The sequence below is a fragment of the Acidovorax sp. CF316 genome, assembly GCF_000276605.1.
Lineage (GTDB): Bacteria > Pseudomonadota > Gammaproteobacteria > Burkholderiales > Burkholderiaceae_C > Acidovorax.
Genome location: NZ_AKJX01000231.1, coordinates 1 through 17,162 on the forward strand (window position 1 = coordinate 1; position 17,162 = coordinate 17,162).

Here is a 17,162-nt window from a genome sequence, read left to right on the forward strand (position 1 = left end):
CGCTGGCCTTGTAGTAGCTGGTGCCCGCGCCGGTGTTGACGTTGAAGCTGCCCTGCTCGATGGTCTGGTCACGCACGCCCAGCGTCAGCAGGTAGCGGCCGCTGTCGAAGGACATGGTGTCGGCCAGCGCCAGGCTGTGCTGCTTGAGCTCGCTGCTCTTGCTGGGGTTGCCACGCGGGAAGTTGATGGTCGGCAGCGGCGCGGGGTTGTAGATGTTGGACGGGGCATAGGTGCTGGTCAGCTGGTAGAAGTAGCCGATCTCCTGGTCCAGGTAGTTCGTGGCCAGGGCCACGGTGTGGCCGATGCCGCCGGTCTGGAACTTGGTGCGCAGGCCCACGTCGGCCGAAGACGTCTTGTTGTAGGCGTCGTAGTAGCCGTTGGCCACCGTGAAGTTGCCCAGGCCGTCGACGCGCAGCCCGGCGGTCGGGAAATGCTGCTCGTTGGTGTTGTGGGTGTAGCCCACGCCACCGTACACGGTGGTGCTGTCGTTGAGGTCGTACTCCAGGCGCGACATCACGGTGCGCATGTCGTCCGTGAGGTCGGCGCCGGGGTAGATGCTGGTGCGGTTGTCCGGTGCCGCAGGCATTTGCGTGACACCGGCGCGGAAGGCCGTCTGGGGGCGGAACTGCCGGGTCTTGCCCTCGGTGGCGAACGCGTCCAGCGACCAGCGCAGGCGGCCGCCGGCATAGTCCACGCCCAGCGCTGCCACGTCGGCGCGCTGGCGGCCACCATCCACATTGCCTTCGCCATTGCGCACCAGCGCGTTGGCACGCACGCCCCACTGGTTGTCCTCGCCGAAGCGGCGGCCCACGTCCACGTGTGCGCCGAACTGGGCCGTGCCCATGTAGGTGGTGGTCAGGCGGGTCAGCGGCGTATCGGCTGCACGCTTGGTCACCAGGTTGATGCTGCCGCCCACGCTGCCACCGGGGCCCACGCCGTTGGTCAGGGCGCCAGGGCCCTTGAGCACTTCCACGCGCTCGATCATTTCCAGCGGAATGCGGGTGGATGGGCTCAGGCCGAACAGGCCGTTCAGGCTCACATCGGTGTTGGACACCGTGAGGCCGCGCACCTGGAAGTCATCGCCATAGCCGCCACGCGCCTGCAGCGAGCGCACCGATGCGTCGTTCATCACCACGTCGGCCACCGTCAGCGCCTGCTGGTTCTGGATCAGCTCGTTGGTGTAGTTGGTGGTGCTGAACGGCACGTTCATCTGGTCGGTCTTGCCCAGGATGCCCAGGTCGCCACCGCGCGCGAACTGGCCGCCGTGGTAGGTCTTCTGCAGGCCGCCGATGGCCTCGGCCTGCTCGCGCACCTTGACTTCGTCCAGCGTGGTGCCGGAGGTGCTGGTCTGCGCCGCCACGCCCACAGCGGCCACGGCCAGGCCGGCGCCCAGGCATTGGCGCACCAGCAGGGCCAGGGGATGGGGGGTGAAGCGCTGGGACGCACGGGGGGTCGTGGATTGCATGGTGTGGGCCGAGATAGAGAAATACAGGAAAAGACGAGCGAAAGCCCGGCCGTGGCCGGGTCGGTTTCATGGGGGGAAGTCGTACAACCGGGGGCACCGCGAGGGCCAGCCGGTTGCATTCGCTGAAACAAATCAGAACGACAACTATTCGCATTTTAATTTAGCACCCTTCGGACGGCTAGGTTCGACTCTGTAAAGCCCATCAGCGGCCCCTCTTCACCGGGCCGGGAAAACCCGAGGCGGCCGCAAGGCGAGAACGGTTGCTACAAAATTCGCAGCAAAGTAGTTATCAATCTGTTGCATCACTGCAACGAAAACGGGCCTTCCAGGGCACACGCCGCCCCGCAATTGCGCACCTTCCCATCCTCAGCCTGGTCCCCCATCCGCCGCTTTCCAGCCGGATGTCGGAGGACCGGCGCCCCCACCCCCTCCCCTATTCCCCCGCGGGGAACCCAGGTCTCCATCCGTCGTCATACTCACCACGATGGAGGAACACACCATGCTGCTGCAGCACCGACAACGCCCTTCCCGCCTGCTGATGCTGGCCGCCTGCTGCATCGCCGCCGGCACGGCCACCGCCCCCGCGTTCGCGGGCACCGCCAGCGTCGCCTTCATCGCGCCGGAAAAGTACACCGATGCCAGCTACGCCCACCCCGTGGCCAATGAATCCGACCGCGCCCAGGTGCTGCGTGACCTGAAGCAGCACCTGCAGCGACTGGCCACACGGGGCCTGGCGCCCACCGACACCCTCAAGGTCGAGGTGCTGGACATCGACCTGGCCGGCCACTTCCCACCCTTGGGTGTGGGCGGCTCCGAAGTGCGCGTGGTCACCGACATCACGGGGCCGCGCATCAGGCTGCGCTACAGCATGGTGCGCGATGGCAGCGCGCCTGTTTCCGGCGGCGAAGAAGTGCTCAGCGACCTGAATTTCATGGTGCCCAGCAACCGCTATTCGAGCGGGGACCGGTTGCGGTATGAGAAGGCGCTGCTGGACCGGTGGTTCGAGAAGCGGTTTGGCAAGCTGTAGCCGCCAAGGCGTGCGCGATAGGCACCGGCCAGGGCATGGCCGATGTCTAATGTCGACCAAAGAAATCCCCACCCATGCTCCACTACCTCACCGTTCCCGTCACCGCTTTCCAGCAGAACAGCTCCATCCTCTGGTGCGACGCCACGCACAAAGCCACCATCGTCGACCCCGGCGGTGACCTCGACCTGCTGCTGGCCGAGGTGGAGCGCCTGGGCCTCACGCTCGACCAGATCTGGCTGACCCACGCCCACATCGACCATGCGGGCGGCACGGGCGAGCTGGCCGAGCGGCTGTCGCTGCCCATCGTGGGGCCGCACCCCGGCGACCAGTTCTGGATCGATGCGCTGCCGCAGCAAAGCGCGATGTTCGGCTTTCCGCCGGCGCAGCATTTCACGCCCACGCGCTGGCTGGCCGATGGCGACACCGTGCAGATCGGCAACGAGACCCTGCACGTGCGCCACTGCCCGGGGCACACGCCCGGCCACGTGGTGTTCCATGCGCCGCAGATCGACCGCGCCTTCGTGGGCGACGTGCTGTTCGCGGGCAGCATCGGGCGCACGGATTTCCCGCAGGGCAACCACCAGGACCTGATCGACAGCATCACCGGGCGCCTGTGGCCCATGGGCGACCAGACGGTGTTCATTCCCGGCCACGGGCCTGAGAGCACCTTCGGCCGCGAACGCAAGAGCAATCCCTACGTCGGCGGCACCTGATACCGCTATTCGGCGGCTGTCTTTCCCATCAGCGCGGTGAGCCCCGTCGCCAGCGTGCCGCGCCAGTGCAGGTAGTCGTGCCCGGCCGCGTACTCGCGGTGCTGCACGGCATAGCCCTTGGCGCGCAGCACGTCGCGCAGGTGGCGCGTGGATTCGAGGATGCCGACCTGCCCGGCGCGGTTGCCCTCGAACAGGCCGGCCTCCAGGTAGAAGCGCACGGGCCGCACAGGCGCCTGCACGTAGTCGCGCGTGAGCGATGAGGGCTCCTGCCCCGGCGCGCCCCACCAGAACGAGCCGGACTGGCTATACACGTTGCCGAACCACTCGGGGTGCTGCAGCCCCAGGTAGGCAGCCGCCAGCCCGCCGTAGCTGGCGCCTGCGACCACGGTGCGCGCGGGCCCGGCAGCCACGCCCTGGCTGCGGGCCCAGGGCATGAGCTCGGTGGCCAGGAAGCGGGCGAACGCCGGGTTGGGCGGCAGTTCGTCACCGCGCGCCTGGCGACTGGGGTTGCTGATGAGGATGGCGGCCATGGGTGGCAGTTCGCCGGCTGCGATCAGGTTGTCGAGGATGGTGGGGGTGGGCACCTCCTTCTGGTAGGTGTCGCCGTCGAACAGCACCAGCAGCGCATTGCCGCTCGCACCCGGTTGCCAGCCCGCAGGGCGGTACAGCGCGACATCGCGGGTATTGCCCAAGGCCTGGCTGGTGATGCGGTGCGCCTGGACCGTGCCCTTGGGCACGCCGGGCCGCTCGGCCACCCAGGGCTGGGGTGGCGCGTCGGGCAATTCGAACACGGATTCGCCCGCGAAGGTGTCGATAGGCCGGTCCGGGAAGCTGCGCGCATTGAACGGGTCGCGCTGGGCCGTGGCCAGGATGGCGCGGCGGCGCACCATGGGCGGGGCATTGAGCTCGGGCACATCGGGCGCGAGCTTGTAGCCCAGGCGCGTGCCGGCCGGCACGCGGTAGCTGCGGTACCAGACGTCCGATGTGCCCAGGCGGGTGAGCTGCTCGTGGTTGCCCGAGGGCGCGCCGAACAGCCAGACATTGCGCTGTGCGCCGCGCCAGACGAATGTGACGCGCACCGTGCCGTCCTTGGCTGGTTCGGCATCGGCCTCGACCAGCGGGGTGCCGCGTTCGCGCACCTCGGCCCAGAAGGCGTCGGTGTTGCCGCCTGCCGCCAGGGACTGCTGCAGCGCGCGGATGCGCGGGCTGTCGATGCCCTCGGGCGGGGGCACCTGCTGGGCGCGGGTGACGACCTCGGTCACGCGCAGGCCGTAGCCGCCGGCCACGGGCGCGCGCACCTCCAGGGCATAGGGCGGGTTGGTCCCGGCGACGAAGACGAACTCCTGCAGCTCCCCCACGCCCGTGGCCAGCACACGCTCGCGCTTGCCCTCGGCGTTGGTGAGCACCAGGCGCATGCTGGCGCCGGTGAGGCTGCCACGCACCATGTCGCCGGGCTGGGCCGTGATGCCATGGGCGCGCGTGGTCATGGCGGCGAGTGCACCCTGCACCTGCCCGCCCGCGCCGAGCGGCGCGTCCGCGGATGTCTGCGCACCCGCCGCAGGCACCAGCAGCAGCGCGCCCACCAGGACACAGGTTGCTGCCGCCGCACCACTCTCACCACCCCAGGAAAAACGCCCCATGCAAAGACTCCCTTTTCTTAAAAATCGAATGCTGCCGACAGGCGCACGGCGCGCGGTGCGCCCACGTTCACGCGGCCCGCACCCCAGATGCTGTCGTAGTAGGCCTTGTTGGCCAGGTTGGTGACCGTGGCGCGCAGCACCACGGGCTGCGCGCCGATGCGCAGGGCATAGCGCGCGCCCACGTCCAGCGTGGTCCAGCCGGGCAGCTTGACGCTGTTGTCGCCCGTGAGCCACTGGGCGCCCGTGTGGTTCACCCGGCCCGAGACGGCCAGGCCCTGCACGCCGGGGATGGCCCAGTCGGCACCCAGGTTCAGCGTGAGCTTGGGCACGCCGAACTGGGCCAGGCCCTGGTTCACGGCGCGGGTGGTCTTGGTCTGCTCGGCTTCGGTGTAGGCCACACCGCCCAGCAGGCCCAGGCCCTGGGCCACCTGGCCGAAGATGTTCCACTCCACGCCGCGGTTGCGCTGTTCGCCGTCGAGCAGCTGGCGGTTGTTGGCTTCGAGCAGTGCGGGCTTGCTGATCTGGAACAGGCTCACGGTCTGCGTGATGCCGCCCGTGATCCACTTCACGCCCACCTCCATCTGTTGGGTCTTGTAGGGCTTGAAGGTCTCGCCCTCGTTGGCGTAGGGCGCCTTCACCGTGGTGCCGGCGCTCAGGCCTTCCACGTAGTTGCCGTACAGCGAGACGTTCTCGCCCCAGGGCTTGGCGACCACGCCGACCAGCGGGGTCACGGCGGTTTCCTTGTACCGGGCGAGCTTCTGGTTCACCTGCTGGGCGCGCAGGCCCAGGGTGAGCTGCAGTTTGTCCTCGGCGAACGACAGGGTGTCCACCAGGCTCAGGCCGGTGAGCACATCGTCGTTGTACTTGGTGAAGGTGGACGCGGCGGCCCCCGCAGGCATGGTGATGGGCGTGGGGTTGAAGATGTTGCTGGTGATGTTGGCCGTGCCGTTGCCGCGGCTGCCGCCCTCGTAGTCGAGCACATTGGCCGCCAGCGTGAGCTTGTGCGCCACGGCGCCGGTGTTGAATTGGCCGCGCAGGCCCAGCTCGGCCGTGGTGGTCTCGTACTCGCCCCAGGAGTTGTAGGCCGTGCCCGTGGCATTGCCGGTAGCGGCGTTGGCCATGGTCCACACGGGGCGGGTGCCGAAGATGAAGCCGTCGTACGAATGCCTGGCGTGGCCGGCCGAGGCAAAGGCAGTCCAGCCGGCGTTGAGCTGTGCCTGCCCGCGCACGATCAGGCCCTGGGTCTCGGTGTTGCTGAACACGCCTTCACCGTAGAAGAAGTTGGTGGAGCCATCGGGTGCGCGCGGCACCGTGGTCCAGCCGGTGATGATGGGCTGCATGGTGACGCCCTTGCGCACCTTGTTGGCCAGCGAGTAGGCGTCGGCCTCCACGCTCCAGCCGGGGCCCTGGTAGTCCAGCGCCAAATGGCCGATCTCGCGCTTCTTGGTTTGGTGGTCGAGCCAGGTCTCGCCGCCCGAGAGCACGCCGTTGACACGCACCCCCAGGCGCTGCTCGGGGCCGAAGCGGCGCGCCACGTCGGCATGCACGCCCACGTTGGATTGGGTGGACCAGGTGGTGGTCACGCGGGTCAGCGGGTCCTTGCCGGCGCGCTTGGGCACCAGGTTGATGGCGCCGCCCACGTCGCCTGCGGGTGGCAGGCCCATCATCATGGCGCCGGGGCCCTTGAGCACCTCCACGCGCTCGAACATCTCGGTGGGGGTGTTCTGCTCGGGTGCCAGGCCGTACACGCCGTTGATGGCCAGGGAGTTGGCCGACACGCCGAAGCCGCGGATGATGAAGTTCTCCACCACGTGGCCTTCATTGGTCGTCATGCGCACGGAAGGGTCGTTCTTGAGCACCGCCCCAATGGTCTGGGCCTGCTGGTCGGCAATGCCTTCGGCCGTGTAGGCGGTGGTGTTGAACGGCGTGTCCATCACGCCCACATTGCCCAGGATCCCGAGGCGCGCACCCTTGGCGACCTGGCCGCCGGGCGCTGCGGCAGGCAGGCTCTCCGGGGATTCGGGCGCGGCGTTCACGGTCACCTCCTTGAGCGAGGGCGCCGTGGTGGCCTGCTGGGCCATGGCAGCACCGCTGCCTGCGAGCAGGGTCCACGCGCAGGCCTGGGCGATCTGGCGCAGGGCAAAGGGCTGGGCCTGGAAAGTGCCCCGGGTCGGGCGGCGTGTGGTGTGCATGGTGGTCCTGGAAAGAAGCATGGAAGACGAAGAACCAGGCCCCACCGGAGGCCGAGAGAAAGCGGAATGATTGCGATTCACCCCCTGGGCCGCACCGGCGCACTGGGGGCGCGGCGGCCGTGGAATCCGGCAGGCAACCTGGTTGCAAGTTGTGCCGACGATGATTCCACGCGGCCTGCACGCCCGTGTTTGCGCGGGCAACAAAGATGTTTGCCGCAGCGCCCTCAAACCCGGCCACGCGCGAGCTTGGGCGGCATGCCGAAACGCTTGCGGTAGGCCGTGGCAAAGTTGGCTGCGCTGTTGTAGCCCGCCACCAGGGCCGCCTGTGCGACCGAAAAGCCATCGCGCTCGAGCGCCTGGCGCGCGCGCTGCAGGCGCGACTCGCGCACGAAGTCGAACACCGTGGTGCCGTACACCGCCTTGAAGTGCCGCTGCAGGGTGTTGGCATTGGTGCCGGCCTGGCGCGCCAGCGCATCGAGCGACAGGTCCATGGCGCCTTCGGTCTGCAGAAAGGCGTGCAGGTCGCGCATGCGCCGGTGCTCGTGCGGCAGCAGGCGCAGGGCCGGGGGCATGGGCGCCGGGGCCGGCACGGGGGCCGGTGCCGGGCCGCTGGCATGCTGGTCCAGGCTGCCCAAGGCTTCGCCCACCAGCTCCAGCGCGCGGCTTTCCAGGTACAGGTGCAACAGCAGCGGGCTCAGGTCGGGCGCGCGGGTGATCTGCTCGGCCAGCGCGGTGATGCGCGCCGAGGGATGCCAGTGGTGCATGGCCAGGTGCTGGCGGCGAAACTCGTCGATGGCGTCGGACGCCGAGGGCCCGGCCACCTGCTCCAGCCACTCGGCCCCCAGGCCCACGCTCACCCGCCGGGCGTAGGAACCGCCGCGCGCACGGCGCTCGAAGCGCTCGGGCTGCGCCACCGACACCATCAGGGCGCGCGGCAGGCCGGGACCCGGCGCGCGTGCGCGCTGCGGCACGGCGTAGTCGGCCAGGCTGGACAAGGCCACCCGGCGCGGGCCGTAGCTCACGTCGACCGAGCCTTCGAGCAGCACCACGATGCGCAGGCCGGCTTCCATGTCGCCGCTGGCGCGGAAGTCCTGCGCGTCGGCCACGTCGTCGGCGTGCAGGTGCAGGCCCGGGCGCAGCACGTGCAGGCGCTTCAGGTGGCGCTGCAGCGACGCCTGCATGCCTGCAGACGCAGGCGCCGCAGACGTGACGTTCAACGGGCTGACAACGGACATGGGGTCGGGTGGAAAGGAAGGAAGGAAGGACTGGGGCACGGACAGGGGGCCGCTGGCGCAAAGGTTTTTCTTTGCGGGGCAAACACAGCGGGCCCGCGGGCATGGGATGCTAGCAAGCTGTCACAATAAATGCAAATGATTCTCAATAGTGAAATTCTCATCCTGGGACATTTCTGCCACGTTTGCACTGACTGACCGCCGACCATGCCCCTCCTCTTCCTGCGCGCCGCGGCGCTGTTCGCCTTTGCCGGCCTTTTCTCGCTGCTGGTGCTGTGGTGCCCGCCCCTGCATGCGCAGCAGGCGCCCGGCGCCACCCAGACGGTGACGGATCTGGCGGGCCGCAGCGTCAAGCTGCCGGCCCGGGTCGAGCGCATCCTGCTGGGCGAGGGCCGGCTGCTACCGGCGCTGGCCGTGTTCGAGCGCGACGACCCGGCCCGTCGCCTGGTGGGCATGATGGGCGACTACGAGAGCCTGGACGAGGCCGGCTACGCACAGTGGCGCAGCCGCTTCCCGCAGATCGACAAGGTGCCGCGAGTGGGCCGCAACAGCGCCGGCAGCTTCAGCGATGAACAGGCCATCGCGCTGCGCCCGCAGGTCGCCATCCTGGGCCTGGCCGGTGGCCACGGCCCGAGCAAGAACGACCGCGAAACCCTGGCGCGGCTGGAGGCAGCCGGCGTGGCCGTGGTGTTCATCGACTTCCGCCACGACCCGCTCAAGAACACGGTGCGCAGCATGGAGCTCTTGGGCGCGGTGCTGGGCAAGCGCAAGGAGGCCGACGAGTTCGTGGCCTTCTGGCGCGCCCAGCTCGAGCGCGTGGAGTCGCGCCTGCGCAATGCGCCGGCCAGCACCCGCTACCCCACGGTGTTCCTGGAGAACCGCGTGGGCCTGTCCGACGAGTGCTGCGCCACCATGGTGGGCCTGGTCGGCCTGCTCATGGATGCGGGCGGCGCGAACAATGTGGCGCGCGGCCTGATCCCCGGCGAGCACGGCACGCTGAACCCCGAGTTCCTGATCGCCACGCAGCCGCAGCTGTACATCGGCACGGGCATCGGCAGCATGGCCACGGTGCAGAAGTCGCCGCTGCGCATCGTGCTCGGCGCCGACGCCACGCCCGAGGCCGCGCGCGCCTCGCTGGTGCGCGCCACGCAGCGCCGCGGCATCGCCCAGTTGCAGGCCGTGCAGCAGCCGGGCCGCGCCCACGCCATCTGGCACCACTACTACAACTCGCCCTTCAACGTGGTCGCGGTGCAGGTGTTCGCCAAGTGGCAGCACCCCGAGCTGTTCGCCGACCTGGACCCGCGCGAGACGCTGCAGACGATGTTCCAGCGCTTCCAGCCCATCCCGCTGACCGGCGTGTACTGGACCAGCCTCTGATGGTGGGCGCCGATCCCCTGCACTGCAGCGCCCGCCGCGCGCTGCTGGCCACGGGCCCCAGCCTGTGGCTGGCGGGCTGCACCACCGCGCCACCGCAGCCCGGCCCGCTGCTGCAGGCGCCCGCCGTGCAATTGCCCGGCACGCACCAGATGGACCTGCGCGACCCCGTGAGCGGCCACACCTGGCGCATCTGGGTGCAGCGCCCTGCCGGGCCGGCCCCGGCCACGGGCCACCCGGTGCTGTACCTGCTGGACGGCAATGCCTCGTTCGCGCTGGCCGCGCAGCTGGCGCGCAATGGCGCGGGCCGGCCCGGCGAGCTGCGCACCGACGCGGCCATCGTGGTCGGCATTGGCCACCCGGGCGATGCGACCATCCACCCCGCCGAGCGCCAGCGCGACTACACGCCGCCCGCGCCCGGCGGCAGTGCCACGGCCCAGGCGGGCGGGGCCGAGGTACTGCTCGATTTCATCGCGCGCGAGCTGCAGCCGCGCGTGGCGGCCGCCCTGCCGGTGGACCCGCTGCGCCAGACGCTCAGCGGACACTCGTTCGGCGGCCTGCTGGTGCTGCATGCGCTGTTCACGCGGCCCACCCAGTTCACCCGCTATGCGGCGACGAGCCCCTCGGTGTGGTGGAACAACGGCCAGGTGATGGGCACGGCCGAGCGCTTCGTGCAGGCCCATGCCGGCGCGCCGCGTCCCTTCCGTGCGCAGTTGCAGTTGCGCATCGGCAGCCTGGAGACGGCCGAGGCTGCTGCCACCCCGGCCCGCGCCGCGGTGCAGCGCGAGCGCCGCATGCTGGAACGCACGCAGGCGCTGGCTGCGCAGCTCAGGGCGCTGCAGTGGCCCGAGCTCGCGGTGCAGATGGAAGTGCTGGCCGGCGAGGACCATGGCAGCGTGATGGCGCCCGCGTTGATCGACGCGCTGGCCCTGGCCCAGCAACCGCGCTGAGCCCCCTTGGCGTCCGACTTCCTCCCAACAGTGAATCCCCCCGTGCCTTCCTCTCCCTCCGACACGCTGGCCCAGCGCTACCGGCAGTTCGTGCGCCTGCGGCTGGTGCTGCTGGGCGCGCTGCTCGCGGCGCTGTGCGCGAGCGTGGTAGCCGACATCGCCATCGGTCCCTCGACCTTCGCCTTTGCCGACGTGCTGCGCGGCCTGTTCTCTCCGGCCAGCCTGCCGCAGGCCCAGCAGGTCATCCTTTGGGAAGTGCGCCTGCCCTATGCCGTGATGGCGGTGCTGGTCGGCGCCAGCCTGGGCCTGGCCGGCGCCGAGATGCAGACGGCGCTCAACAACCCGCTGGCCAGCCCGTTCACGCTGGGCGTGTCGGCCGCGGCGGCGGTGGGCGCATCGGCCGCTGTGGTCAGCGGCTTCACGCTGCTGGCCTTTGGCGAAAACCTGGCCGTGCCGCTGTGCGCCTTTGCGGGCGCGGCCTGCGCCACCGCCTTGATCCAGCTGCTGGCCTGGCGCCAGGGCGCGACGGTGGACACGGTGGTGCTGTTCGGCATCGCGCTGCTGTTCAGCTTCGAGGCCCTGCTGTGGCTGCTGCAGTTCATCGCCGACAGCAATGCGCTGCAGCAGATCGTGTTCTGGACCATGGGCAGCCTGGGCCGCTCCACCTGGACCAAGATCGCCATCGTCGGCACCGTGCTGGGCGCCTGCATGCTCTGGTCGGCCAGCCAGGCCTGGGCGCTCACGGCCCTGCGCGCGGGCGAGGACCAGGCGCGCAGCGTCGGCATCCCCGTGGAGCGGCTGCGGCTGGTGACGCTGCTGCGCGTGAGCCTGATGGCCGCCACGGCCCTGTCGTTCACGGGCACCATCGGCTTCGTCGGCCTGGTGGGGCCGCACATCGCGCGCATGCTGCTCGGCGAAGACCACCGCTACTACCTGCCGGGCAGCGCGCTCGCAGGGGCACTGGTGCTCTCGCTCGCCTCCATCCTGAGCAAGGCGCTGATTCCCGGCGTGGTGCTGCCCATCGGCATCATCACGGCGCTGGTCGGCGTGCCGCTGTTCATGGCCTTGGTGCTGCGCCAACGGAGGCTGGCATGACGGCGGGCTTTGCGCTCGAAGGCCTGTCCGCCGGCTATCCGGGGCGGCCCGTTCTGCAAGGCGTGGCTGTGAACGGCATCCCCCCCGGCACGCTGGTGGCCGTGGTGGGCCCCAATGCCGTGGGCAAGTCCACCCTGCTCAAGGCGATTGCGGGCCTGCGCCCGGCGCAGGGGCGGGTGCTGCTGGAGGGCGCCGACCTTGCGGGCCTGGTCCCGCGCGAGCGCCTGCGCCGCGTGGGCTACCTGCCGCAGGCCCTGCCACAGAGCACCTCGCTCGTGGCCTACGAAACCTGGCAAAGCGCCTTGCGCGCCGGCCGCAGCGAGTGGAGCGCCGCACGGCGCGAGGCGGCCATCGAGTCGGTCGTGGCATCGCTGGGCCTGCAGGCGCTGGCGCTGCGCCGGCTCGACGAACTCTCGGGCGGGCAGCGGCAGATGGTGGGCCTGGCCCAGGTCATCGTGCGCGAGCCCCGGCTGTTGCTGCTGGACGAGCCCACCAGCGCGCTCGACCTGCGCTGGCAACTGCAGGTGCTGCAGGCGGTGCGCGCCCTGGTGCAGCAGCAGGGCGCCATCGGCCTGGTGGCGGTGCACGACCTGAACCTCGCGCTGCGCTTTTGCCAGCAGGTGCTGGTGTTGGGCGGCGGTGGCGTGCTGGCTGCGGGCGACCCCGCCCAGGTGCTCACGCCCGCGCTGCTGCAGCGCGCCTACGGCGTGCAGGCCCGGGTGGAGCGCTGCTCCCTGGGCAACCTGCTGGTGCTGGCCGATACCGCGCTGCCCCTCGACCACCCGCTTTCCATCCCAACGACGACCACGACCCCATGATGCGACGCCAGGGCCATGTGCCCACGCCCGAAGCCAGCCGCTACCTGCAGCGCCTGTGCTACCACTTCACGCGCAAGATCAGCGTCACCTACGACGAGCACCAGGGCCAGGCCCACTTCCCCTGGGGGCTGTGCGTGCTGCGGGCCGACGACGCGGCCCTGCATTTCGACTGCAGCGCCGAGGACGACGCCAGCCTGGCGCGCGTGCAGTTCGCCATCGACTCGCACGTGGAGCTGTTCTCGCGCAAGAGCCCCGTGGCGGTGGACTGGCAGCCCGTTCAGGCCGGGTAGCCGGGGCGCGCCGCCGGTGATGCGCCGTGTGGCCCTGCACCGTGTTGTGACAACTGGCATACTTTCCCCGGCCTGATCCGCCGATCCACGAACCGCCAGCTTCCTAGGATGTGACATTCTGTTAACAACCCCGGCGGTCGGAGGCGCGTGCCGGGCATCGTCCTGCCATGGCATCCCCCGCAAGCACCGTTTCCACCGCCCATCCCCCCCGCCCGTTCGCCATTCCACAGCGCGGCTCCAGTGTCGCCGGCAAGGCCTACTGGGCCATGGCGCAGCGGGTGGCCTTGACGGCCGCAGCCATCGATTGCGGCTACATCCTGCTCTTTCTCTGGCTGGGCTCGGTGCCGCTGGCGCTGGTCAACCTGGTCAGCATCGGCATGTACCTGGGCGCCTACCAGCTCATCCAGCGGCGCCGCAATACGGCCGGCATCCTGCTGATCTGGCTGGAGGTGATCGTCCACTCGGCGCTGGGCTCGCTGCTGGTGGGCTGGGACAGCGGCTTCCACTACTACCTGTGGCTGTTCATCCCGGCCATCGTGATCGCCAACTCGGGCCGCTACGCCATACCGATGGTGCTGGCACTGCTAGCCTACTACCTGGGCCTGCGCTTCGCGTGCGACCACTGGGGCGCCCTGGCGCCCCTGGCCGGCAAGGGCCAGCAGGTGGTCAACACCATCCATGTGTGCATCGTGTTCGGCATGTTCGCGGCCCTGGCGGCGTTCTACCGCCGCACCATCCTCATCGCCGAGAACCGGCTGCTCAAGCAGGCCACGCTCGATGCGCTGACCGGGTTGAACAACCGCGCCCATTTCCACACCCTGGCGGGGCATACGCTGACGCGCATCCAGCGCACCGGTGAACCGGTGGCGCTGCTGCTGTGCGACATCGACCATTTCAAGCAGGTCAACGACCGCCACGGCCACGCCATGGGAGACCGCGTGCTGGTCACGGTGGCCAGCGTGCTCGCGCGCAACCTGCGCGAGAGCGACGTGATCGCGCGCTGGGGCGGCGAGGAGTTCCTGGCGCTGATGCCGGCCAGCCCCCTGTCGTCAGCCATGGAGGTGGCGGAGCGCATCCGCGGGGCGATGGAGCAGATCGAGATGGACTGCCAGGGCCAGGCGGTGCCTTTGAGCATGTCCTTCGGGGTGGCGCAGGTGGCCCATGGCGACGACCTGCAGGCGGCCATCGCGCGGGCCGACCAGGCGCTCTACCAGAGCAAGAACAACGGCCGCAACCGCGTGACAGCCGGATAGATCGATCCGGACCGTCAGCCCTTGCGCGCGGCCTCGTACAGCTTCTGCACCTTGGGAACGTTGGCCTGCAACTGCTCGATGCGCGCCGGGCCCGAGGGGTGGGTGGACAGGAAGGCCAGGCCGCCCTGCTTGTTGCCCGTGGCATTGCCCATCTTCTTCCACAGGCTCACCGAAGCCTCGGGCTGGTAGCCGGCGCGCGCGGCCAGCTCCAGGCCCACGAGGTCGGCATCGCTCTCGTCCGAACGGCTGAACTGCAGCGTGAGCAACTGGCCACCGAGGCTGGCCGCGGCATTGCCCAGGTCTCCGAGGCCCAGCAGCTGCGAGCCCAGGCGCAGGCCGATGTTGGTGGCCTGGGTCTTGGCCAGGCGCTCGCGCGCATGCTCGCGCAGCGCATGGGCCATTTCGTGCCCCATGATCATCGCCGCCTCGTCGTCGGTGAGCTTGAGCTGGTCGAGGATGCCGGTGTAGAAGGCGATCTTGCCGCCGGGCATGCAGAAGGCATTGATCTGCTTGCTGCCGATCAGGTTCACCTCCCAGCGCCACTGGCCTGCCCGCTCGTTCCAGGGCTTGGTGTGCGGGATCAGCCGCTGCGCGATGGCGCGCAGGCGCTGCAGCTGCGGAAAATCGTCGGGCGCCAGCGCGCGCTTGCTGCGGGCCTGTTCCATCATCTGCTGGTACTGCTGCGCGGCGGACCGCTCCAGCGTCTCGGCCGGTATCAGCTTGCGCAGGGTGGAGGAGGTGCCCACATCCACCTGGGCGATGGCCGGGGCCATGGCGCCCGCCCCCGCAGCCAGAAGAAACGCGCGGCGCGCCGACCACAGGGAGGACGGCGCGGCAATGGGAGGGGGGCAAAGCATGCACATGCAGGAATAATAGACAAAAACCCAGGCACCCATGTCAGACACCTCCCCCACCACCGGCATTCCTTCGGCCCCCCGCCCTTCCTGGCTGCAGACGCTGCGCATCTACCTGGAGCCCGCCAGCCTGCGCATGCTCACGCTGGGCTTCTCGGCCGGGCTGCCGCTGCTGCTGGTGCTGGGCACGCTGAGTTTCCGGCTGCGCGAGGCGGGCATCGACCGCAGCACCATCGGCTACCTGAGCTGGGTGGGCCTGGCCTATGGCTTCAAGTGGGTCTGGGCGCCGCTGGTGGACCGCATGCCCCTGCCCCTGCTCACGCGCTGGCTGGGCCGGCGGCGCAGCTGGCTGCTGCTGTCGCAGCTGCTGGTGGTGGCAGGGCTGGTGGGCATGGCACTGGCGGACCCGCGCGAGATGCTGGGTCCCATCGTCTGGTGCGCGCTGGCCGTGGCCTTCGGCTCGGCCACGCAGGACATCGCGCTCGACGCCTTTCGCATCGAGTCGGCCGCCGCGCGCTACCAGGCAGCGCTGGCGGCCTCCTACCAGACGGGCTACCGTCTGGCCATGATCTGGGCCGGCGCGGGCGTGCTGTGGATCGCGGCGCGCGCCGAGGTGGCACCCGCCGTGGGACAGGCCGTGGCCGCTTACCAGAACGGCGCCTGGCAGACGGCCTACCTGGCCATGGCGGCGTCCATGGCGGTAGGCATCGTCACCGTGCTGTTCTCGCGCGAGCCCGCACAGCTCGCACTGCCCCCCGCCAGGAATGCCGCCGAGTGGATCAAGGGCGCGGTGATCGACCCGTTCGCCGACTTCCTCTCGCGCTATGGCTGGCATGCGGCGCTGATCCTGGCGCTGATCGCCGTGTACCGCATCAGCGACGTGGTGATGGGCATCATGGCCAACCCCTTCTACGTGGACATGGGCTACACCAAGGACGAGGTGGCAGCCGTGACCAAGATCTACGGCGTGGTGATGACGCTGGTCGGCGCCTTCGTGGGCGGGGTCCTGTCCATGCGCTTCGGCGTCATGCGCATCCTGATGCTGGGCGCCCTGCTCAGCGCCGGCAGCAACCTGCTGTTCGCCTGGCTGGCCGGCCACGGGCACGATGTGACGGCGCTGATCGCCGTGGTCTCGGCCGACAACCTGGCCAGCGGCATTGCCTCGGCGGCCTTCATCGCCTACCTGTCGAGCCTGACCAACGTGAGCTACTCGGCCACCCAGTACGCGCTGTTCAGCTCGCTGATGCTCCTGCTGCCCAAGTTCCTTGCAGGGTTTTCGGGCCGCTACGTGGACCTGTTCGGCTATGCCCACTTCTTCACGGCCACCGCGCTGCTGGGCGTGCCTGTGCTGGCACTCGTGTGGCTGGCCTCACGGGTCAAAATCGCAGCGACCGCTCGCGAATGAATGATTCGGCGCTATGCATTGCATAGCTAAGCAGCAGACCGGCAGGGAGCCAGGTTTACGGGAGCTTTACAGGGGCTTCAACACGGCGTGACGCCTTTGCGCGAGCATAGGGACGTACCCAATACACTGATCCCATGAGCTCCCAACTGCTGATGATCGAAGACGACGCCCGCCTCGCCGAGATGGTGGGCGAGTACCTGGGCCAGTCCGGCCTGGTGGTGACGCACCGCGCCGACGGCAAGAGCGGCCTGGCCGAGCTGCAGGGGCCCGATGCGGCCGCCCTGCCCGACCTGGTGATCCTGGACCTGATGCTGCCCGACATGGACGGCCTGGAAGTCTGCCGCCGCATCCGCTCGCTGCAGGGCCCTGCCGCACAGGTACCGGTGCTGATGCTCACGGCCAAGGGCGACCCCATGGACCGCATCATCGGCCTGGAACTCGGTGCCGACGACTACCTGCCCAAGCCCTTCGAGCCGCGCGAGCTGCTTGCGCGCATCCGCGCCATCCTGCGCCGGCGCACCGATGGCGGAACGCCTGCGGCCCAGGCCCTGCGCTTCGGCACGCTGGAGATCGACCGCGATGCGCGCACCGTCACCGTGGGCGGCCAGCCGGCGGACCTGACCTCCTACCAGTTCGACCTGCTGGTGGCACTGGCCGAGCGCGCGGGCCGCGTGCTCACGCGCGACCAGATCATGGAGGCCGTGCGTGGCCGCGAGCTGGAGGCCTTCGACCGCTCCATCGACGTGCACATGGGCCGCATCCGCGCGGCCATCGAGGTCGATGCCAAGAACCCGCGCCGCATCCTGACCGTGCGCGGCGTGGGCTATGTGTTCGCCAAGCAGCAGGACTGACGC

15 protein-coding genes are annotated in these 17,162 nt (G+C 69.7%); 10 read left to right on the forward strand and 5 right to left on the reverse strand.

Features of this window, described 5'->3' with window-relative positions; genetic code table 11:
* Positions 1 to 1,465, reverse strand: a 1,465-nt coding sequence (locus PMI14_RS27850) for a TonB-dependent siderophore receptor (RefSeq protein ID WP_007859804.1), incomplete at its 3' end; no start/stop codon positions are given.
* Between the two features lie 499 nt (positions 1,466 to 1,964).
* On the opposite strand from PMI14_RS27850, the gene PMI14_RS27855 reads away from it, so the two are divergent.
* Together PMI14_RS27855 and PMI14_RS27860 are read left to right on the forward strand one after the other, a co-directional pair.
* Positions 1,965 to 2,492: a DUF3016 domain-containing protein gene (locus tag PMI14_RS27855; protein WP_007859806.1), complete on the forward strand. Its 528-nt coding sequence runs from the start codon at positions 1,965 to 1,967 to the stop codon at positions 2,490 to 2,492.
* 74 nt (positions 2,493 to 2,566) lie between these two features.
* Complete coding sequence (locus PMI14_RS27860) at positions 2,567 to 3,205, forward strand: MBL fold metallo-hydrolase (RefSeq protein WP_007859808.1); 639 nt, start codon at positions 2,567 to 2,569, stop codon at positions 3,203 to 3,205.
* Between the two features lie 5 nt (positions 3,206 to 3,210).
* Here PMI14_RS27860 and fes read toward each other — a convergent pair whose 3' ends face one another.
* The 3 genes from fes to PMI14_RS27875 all read right to left on the reverse strand — a co-directional run bounded on the left by fes (position 3,211) and on the right by PMI14_RS27875 (position 8,272).
* Positions 3,211 to 4,845, reverse strand: coding sequence for an enterochelin esterase (gene fes, locus PMI14_RS27865; RefSeq protein WP_007859810.1), 1,635 nt, complete (start codon positions 4,843 to 4,845; stop codon positions 3,211 to 3,213).
* Positions 4,846 to 4,862: 17 nt separating this feature from the next.
* Positions 4,863 to 7,037, reverse strand: a complete 2,175-nt coding sequence (locus tag PMI14_RS27870) for a TonB-dependent siderophore receptor (RefSeq protein WP_007859811.1) — start codon at positions 7,035 to 7,037, stop codon at positions 4,863 to 4,865.
* 224 nt (positions 7,038 to 7,261) lie between these two features.
* Positions 7,262 to 8,272 (reverse strand): helix-turn-helix transcriptional regulator, encoded by a 1,011-nt coding sequence (locus PMI14_RS27875; protein WP_007859812.1) that lies wholly within the window; start codon positions 8,270 to 8,272, stop codon positions 7,262 to 7,264.
* A gap of 204 nt (positions 8,273 to 8,476) precedes the next feature.
* Here PMI14_RS27875 and PMI14_RS27880 point away from each other — a divergent pair, with 204 nt between their 5' ends.
* The 6 genes from PMI14_RS27880 to PMI14_RS27905 all read left to right on the forward strand — a co-directional run bounded on the left by PMI14_RS27880 (position 8,477) and on the right by PMI14_RS27905 (position 14,049).
* Complete coding sequence (locus PMI14_RS27880) at positions 8,477 to 9,646, forward strand: ABC transporter substrate-binding protein (RefSeq protein WP_007859813.1); 1,170 nt, start codon at positions 8,477 to 8,479, stop codon at positions 9,644 to 9,646.
* Positions 9,646 to 10,593, forward strand: a complete 948-nt coding sequence (locus PMI14_RS27885; protein WP_007859814.1) for an alpha/beta hydrolase — start codon at positions 9,646 to 9,648, stop codon at positions 10,591 to 10,593. The genes PMI14_RS27880 and PMI14_RS27885 overlap by 1 nt, the downstream gene beginning before the upstream one ends.
* Positions 10,594 to 10,635: 42 nt before the next feature.
* Entirely contained in the window at positions 10,636 to 11,688 is a 1,053-nt protein-coding gene (locus PMI14_RS27890) for an iron ABC transporter permease (RefSeq protein ID WP_035206113.1), read from the forward strand.
* Positions 11,685 to 12,506, forward strand: a complete 822-nt coding sequence (locus tag PMI14_RS27895) for an ABC transporter ATP-binding protein (RefSeq protein WP_007859816.1) — start codon at positions 11,685 to 11,687, stop codon at positions 12,504 to 12,506. The genes PMI14_RS27890 and PMI14_RS27895 overlap by 4 nt, the downstream gene beginning before the upstream one ends.
* Positions 12,503 to 12,796 (forward strand): DUF2218 domain-containing protein, encoded by a 294-nt coding sequence (locus tag PMI14_RS27900; protein WP_007859817.1) that lies wholly within the window; start codon positions 12,503 to 12,505, stop codon positions 12,794 to 12,796. Before PMI14_RS27895 ends, PMI14_RS27900 begins: the two co-directional genes overlap by 4 nt.
* Before the next feature lie 167 nt (positions 12,797 to 12,963).
* Complete coding sequence (locus tag PMI14_RS27905) at positions 12,964 to 14,049, forward strand: GGDEF domain-containing protein (protein WP_007859819.1); 1,086 nt, start codon at positions 12,964 to 12,966, stop codon at positions 14,047 to 14,049.
* Positions 14,050 to 14,063: 14 nt separating this feature from the next.
* Here the strand turns inward: PMI14_RS27905 and PMI14_RS27910 are convergent, their stop codons facing one another.
* Positions 14,064 to 14,912, reverse strand: coding sequence for a M48 family metallopeptidase (locus PMI14_RS27910; RefSeq protein WP_108016678.1), 849 nt, complete (start codon positions 14,910 to 14,912; stop codon positions 14,064 to 14,066).
* A 31-nt stretch (positions 14,913 to 14,943) separates the two neighbouring features.
* Here PMI14_RS27910 and PMI14_RS27915 point away from each other — a divergent pair, with 31 nt between their 5' ends.
* Together PMI14_RS27915 and PMI14_RS27920 are read left to right on the forward strand one after the other, a co-directional pair.
* A complete protein-coding gene (locus PMI14_RS27915; RefSeq protein ID WP_007859823.1) occupies positions 14,944 to 16,308 on the forward strand; it encodes an MFS transporter in 1,365 nt (454 codons plus the stop codon).
* Between the two features lie 134 nt (positions 16,309 to 16,442).
* Complete coding sequence (locus PMI14_RS27920; RefSeq protein WP_007859825.1) at positions 16,443 to 17,159, forward strand: response regulator transcription factor; 717 nt, start codon at positions 16,443 to 16,445, stop codon at positions 17,157 to 17,159.
* Positions 17,160 to 17,162 lie beyond the last annotated feature (3 nt).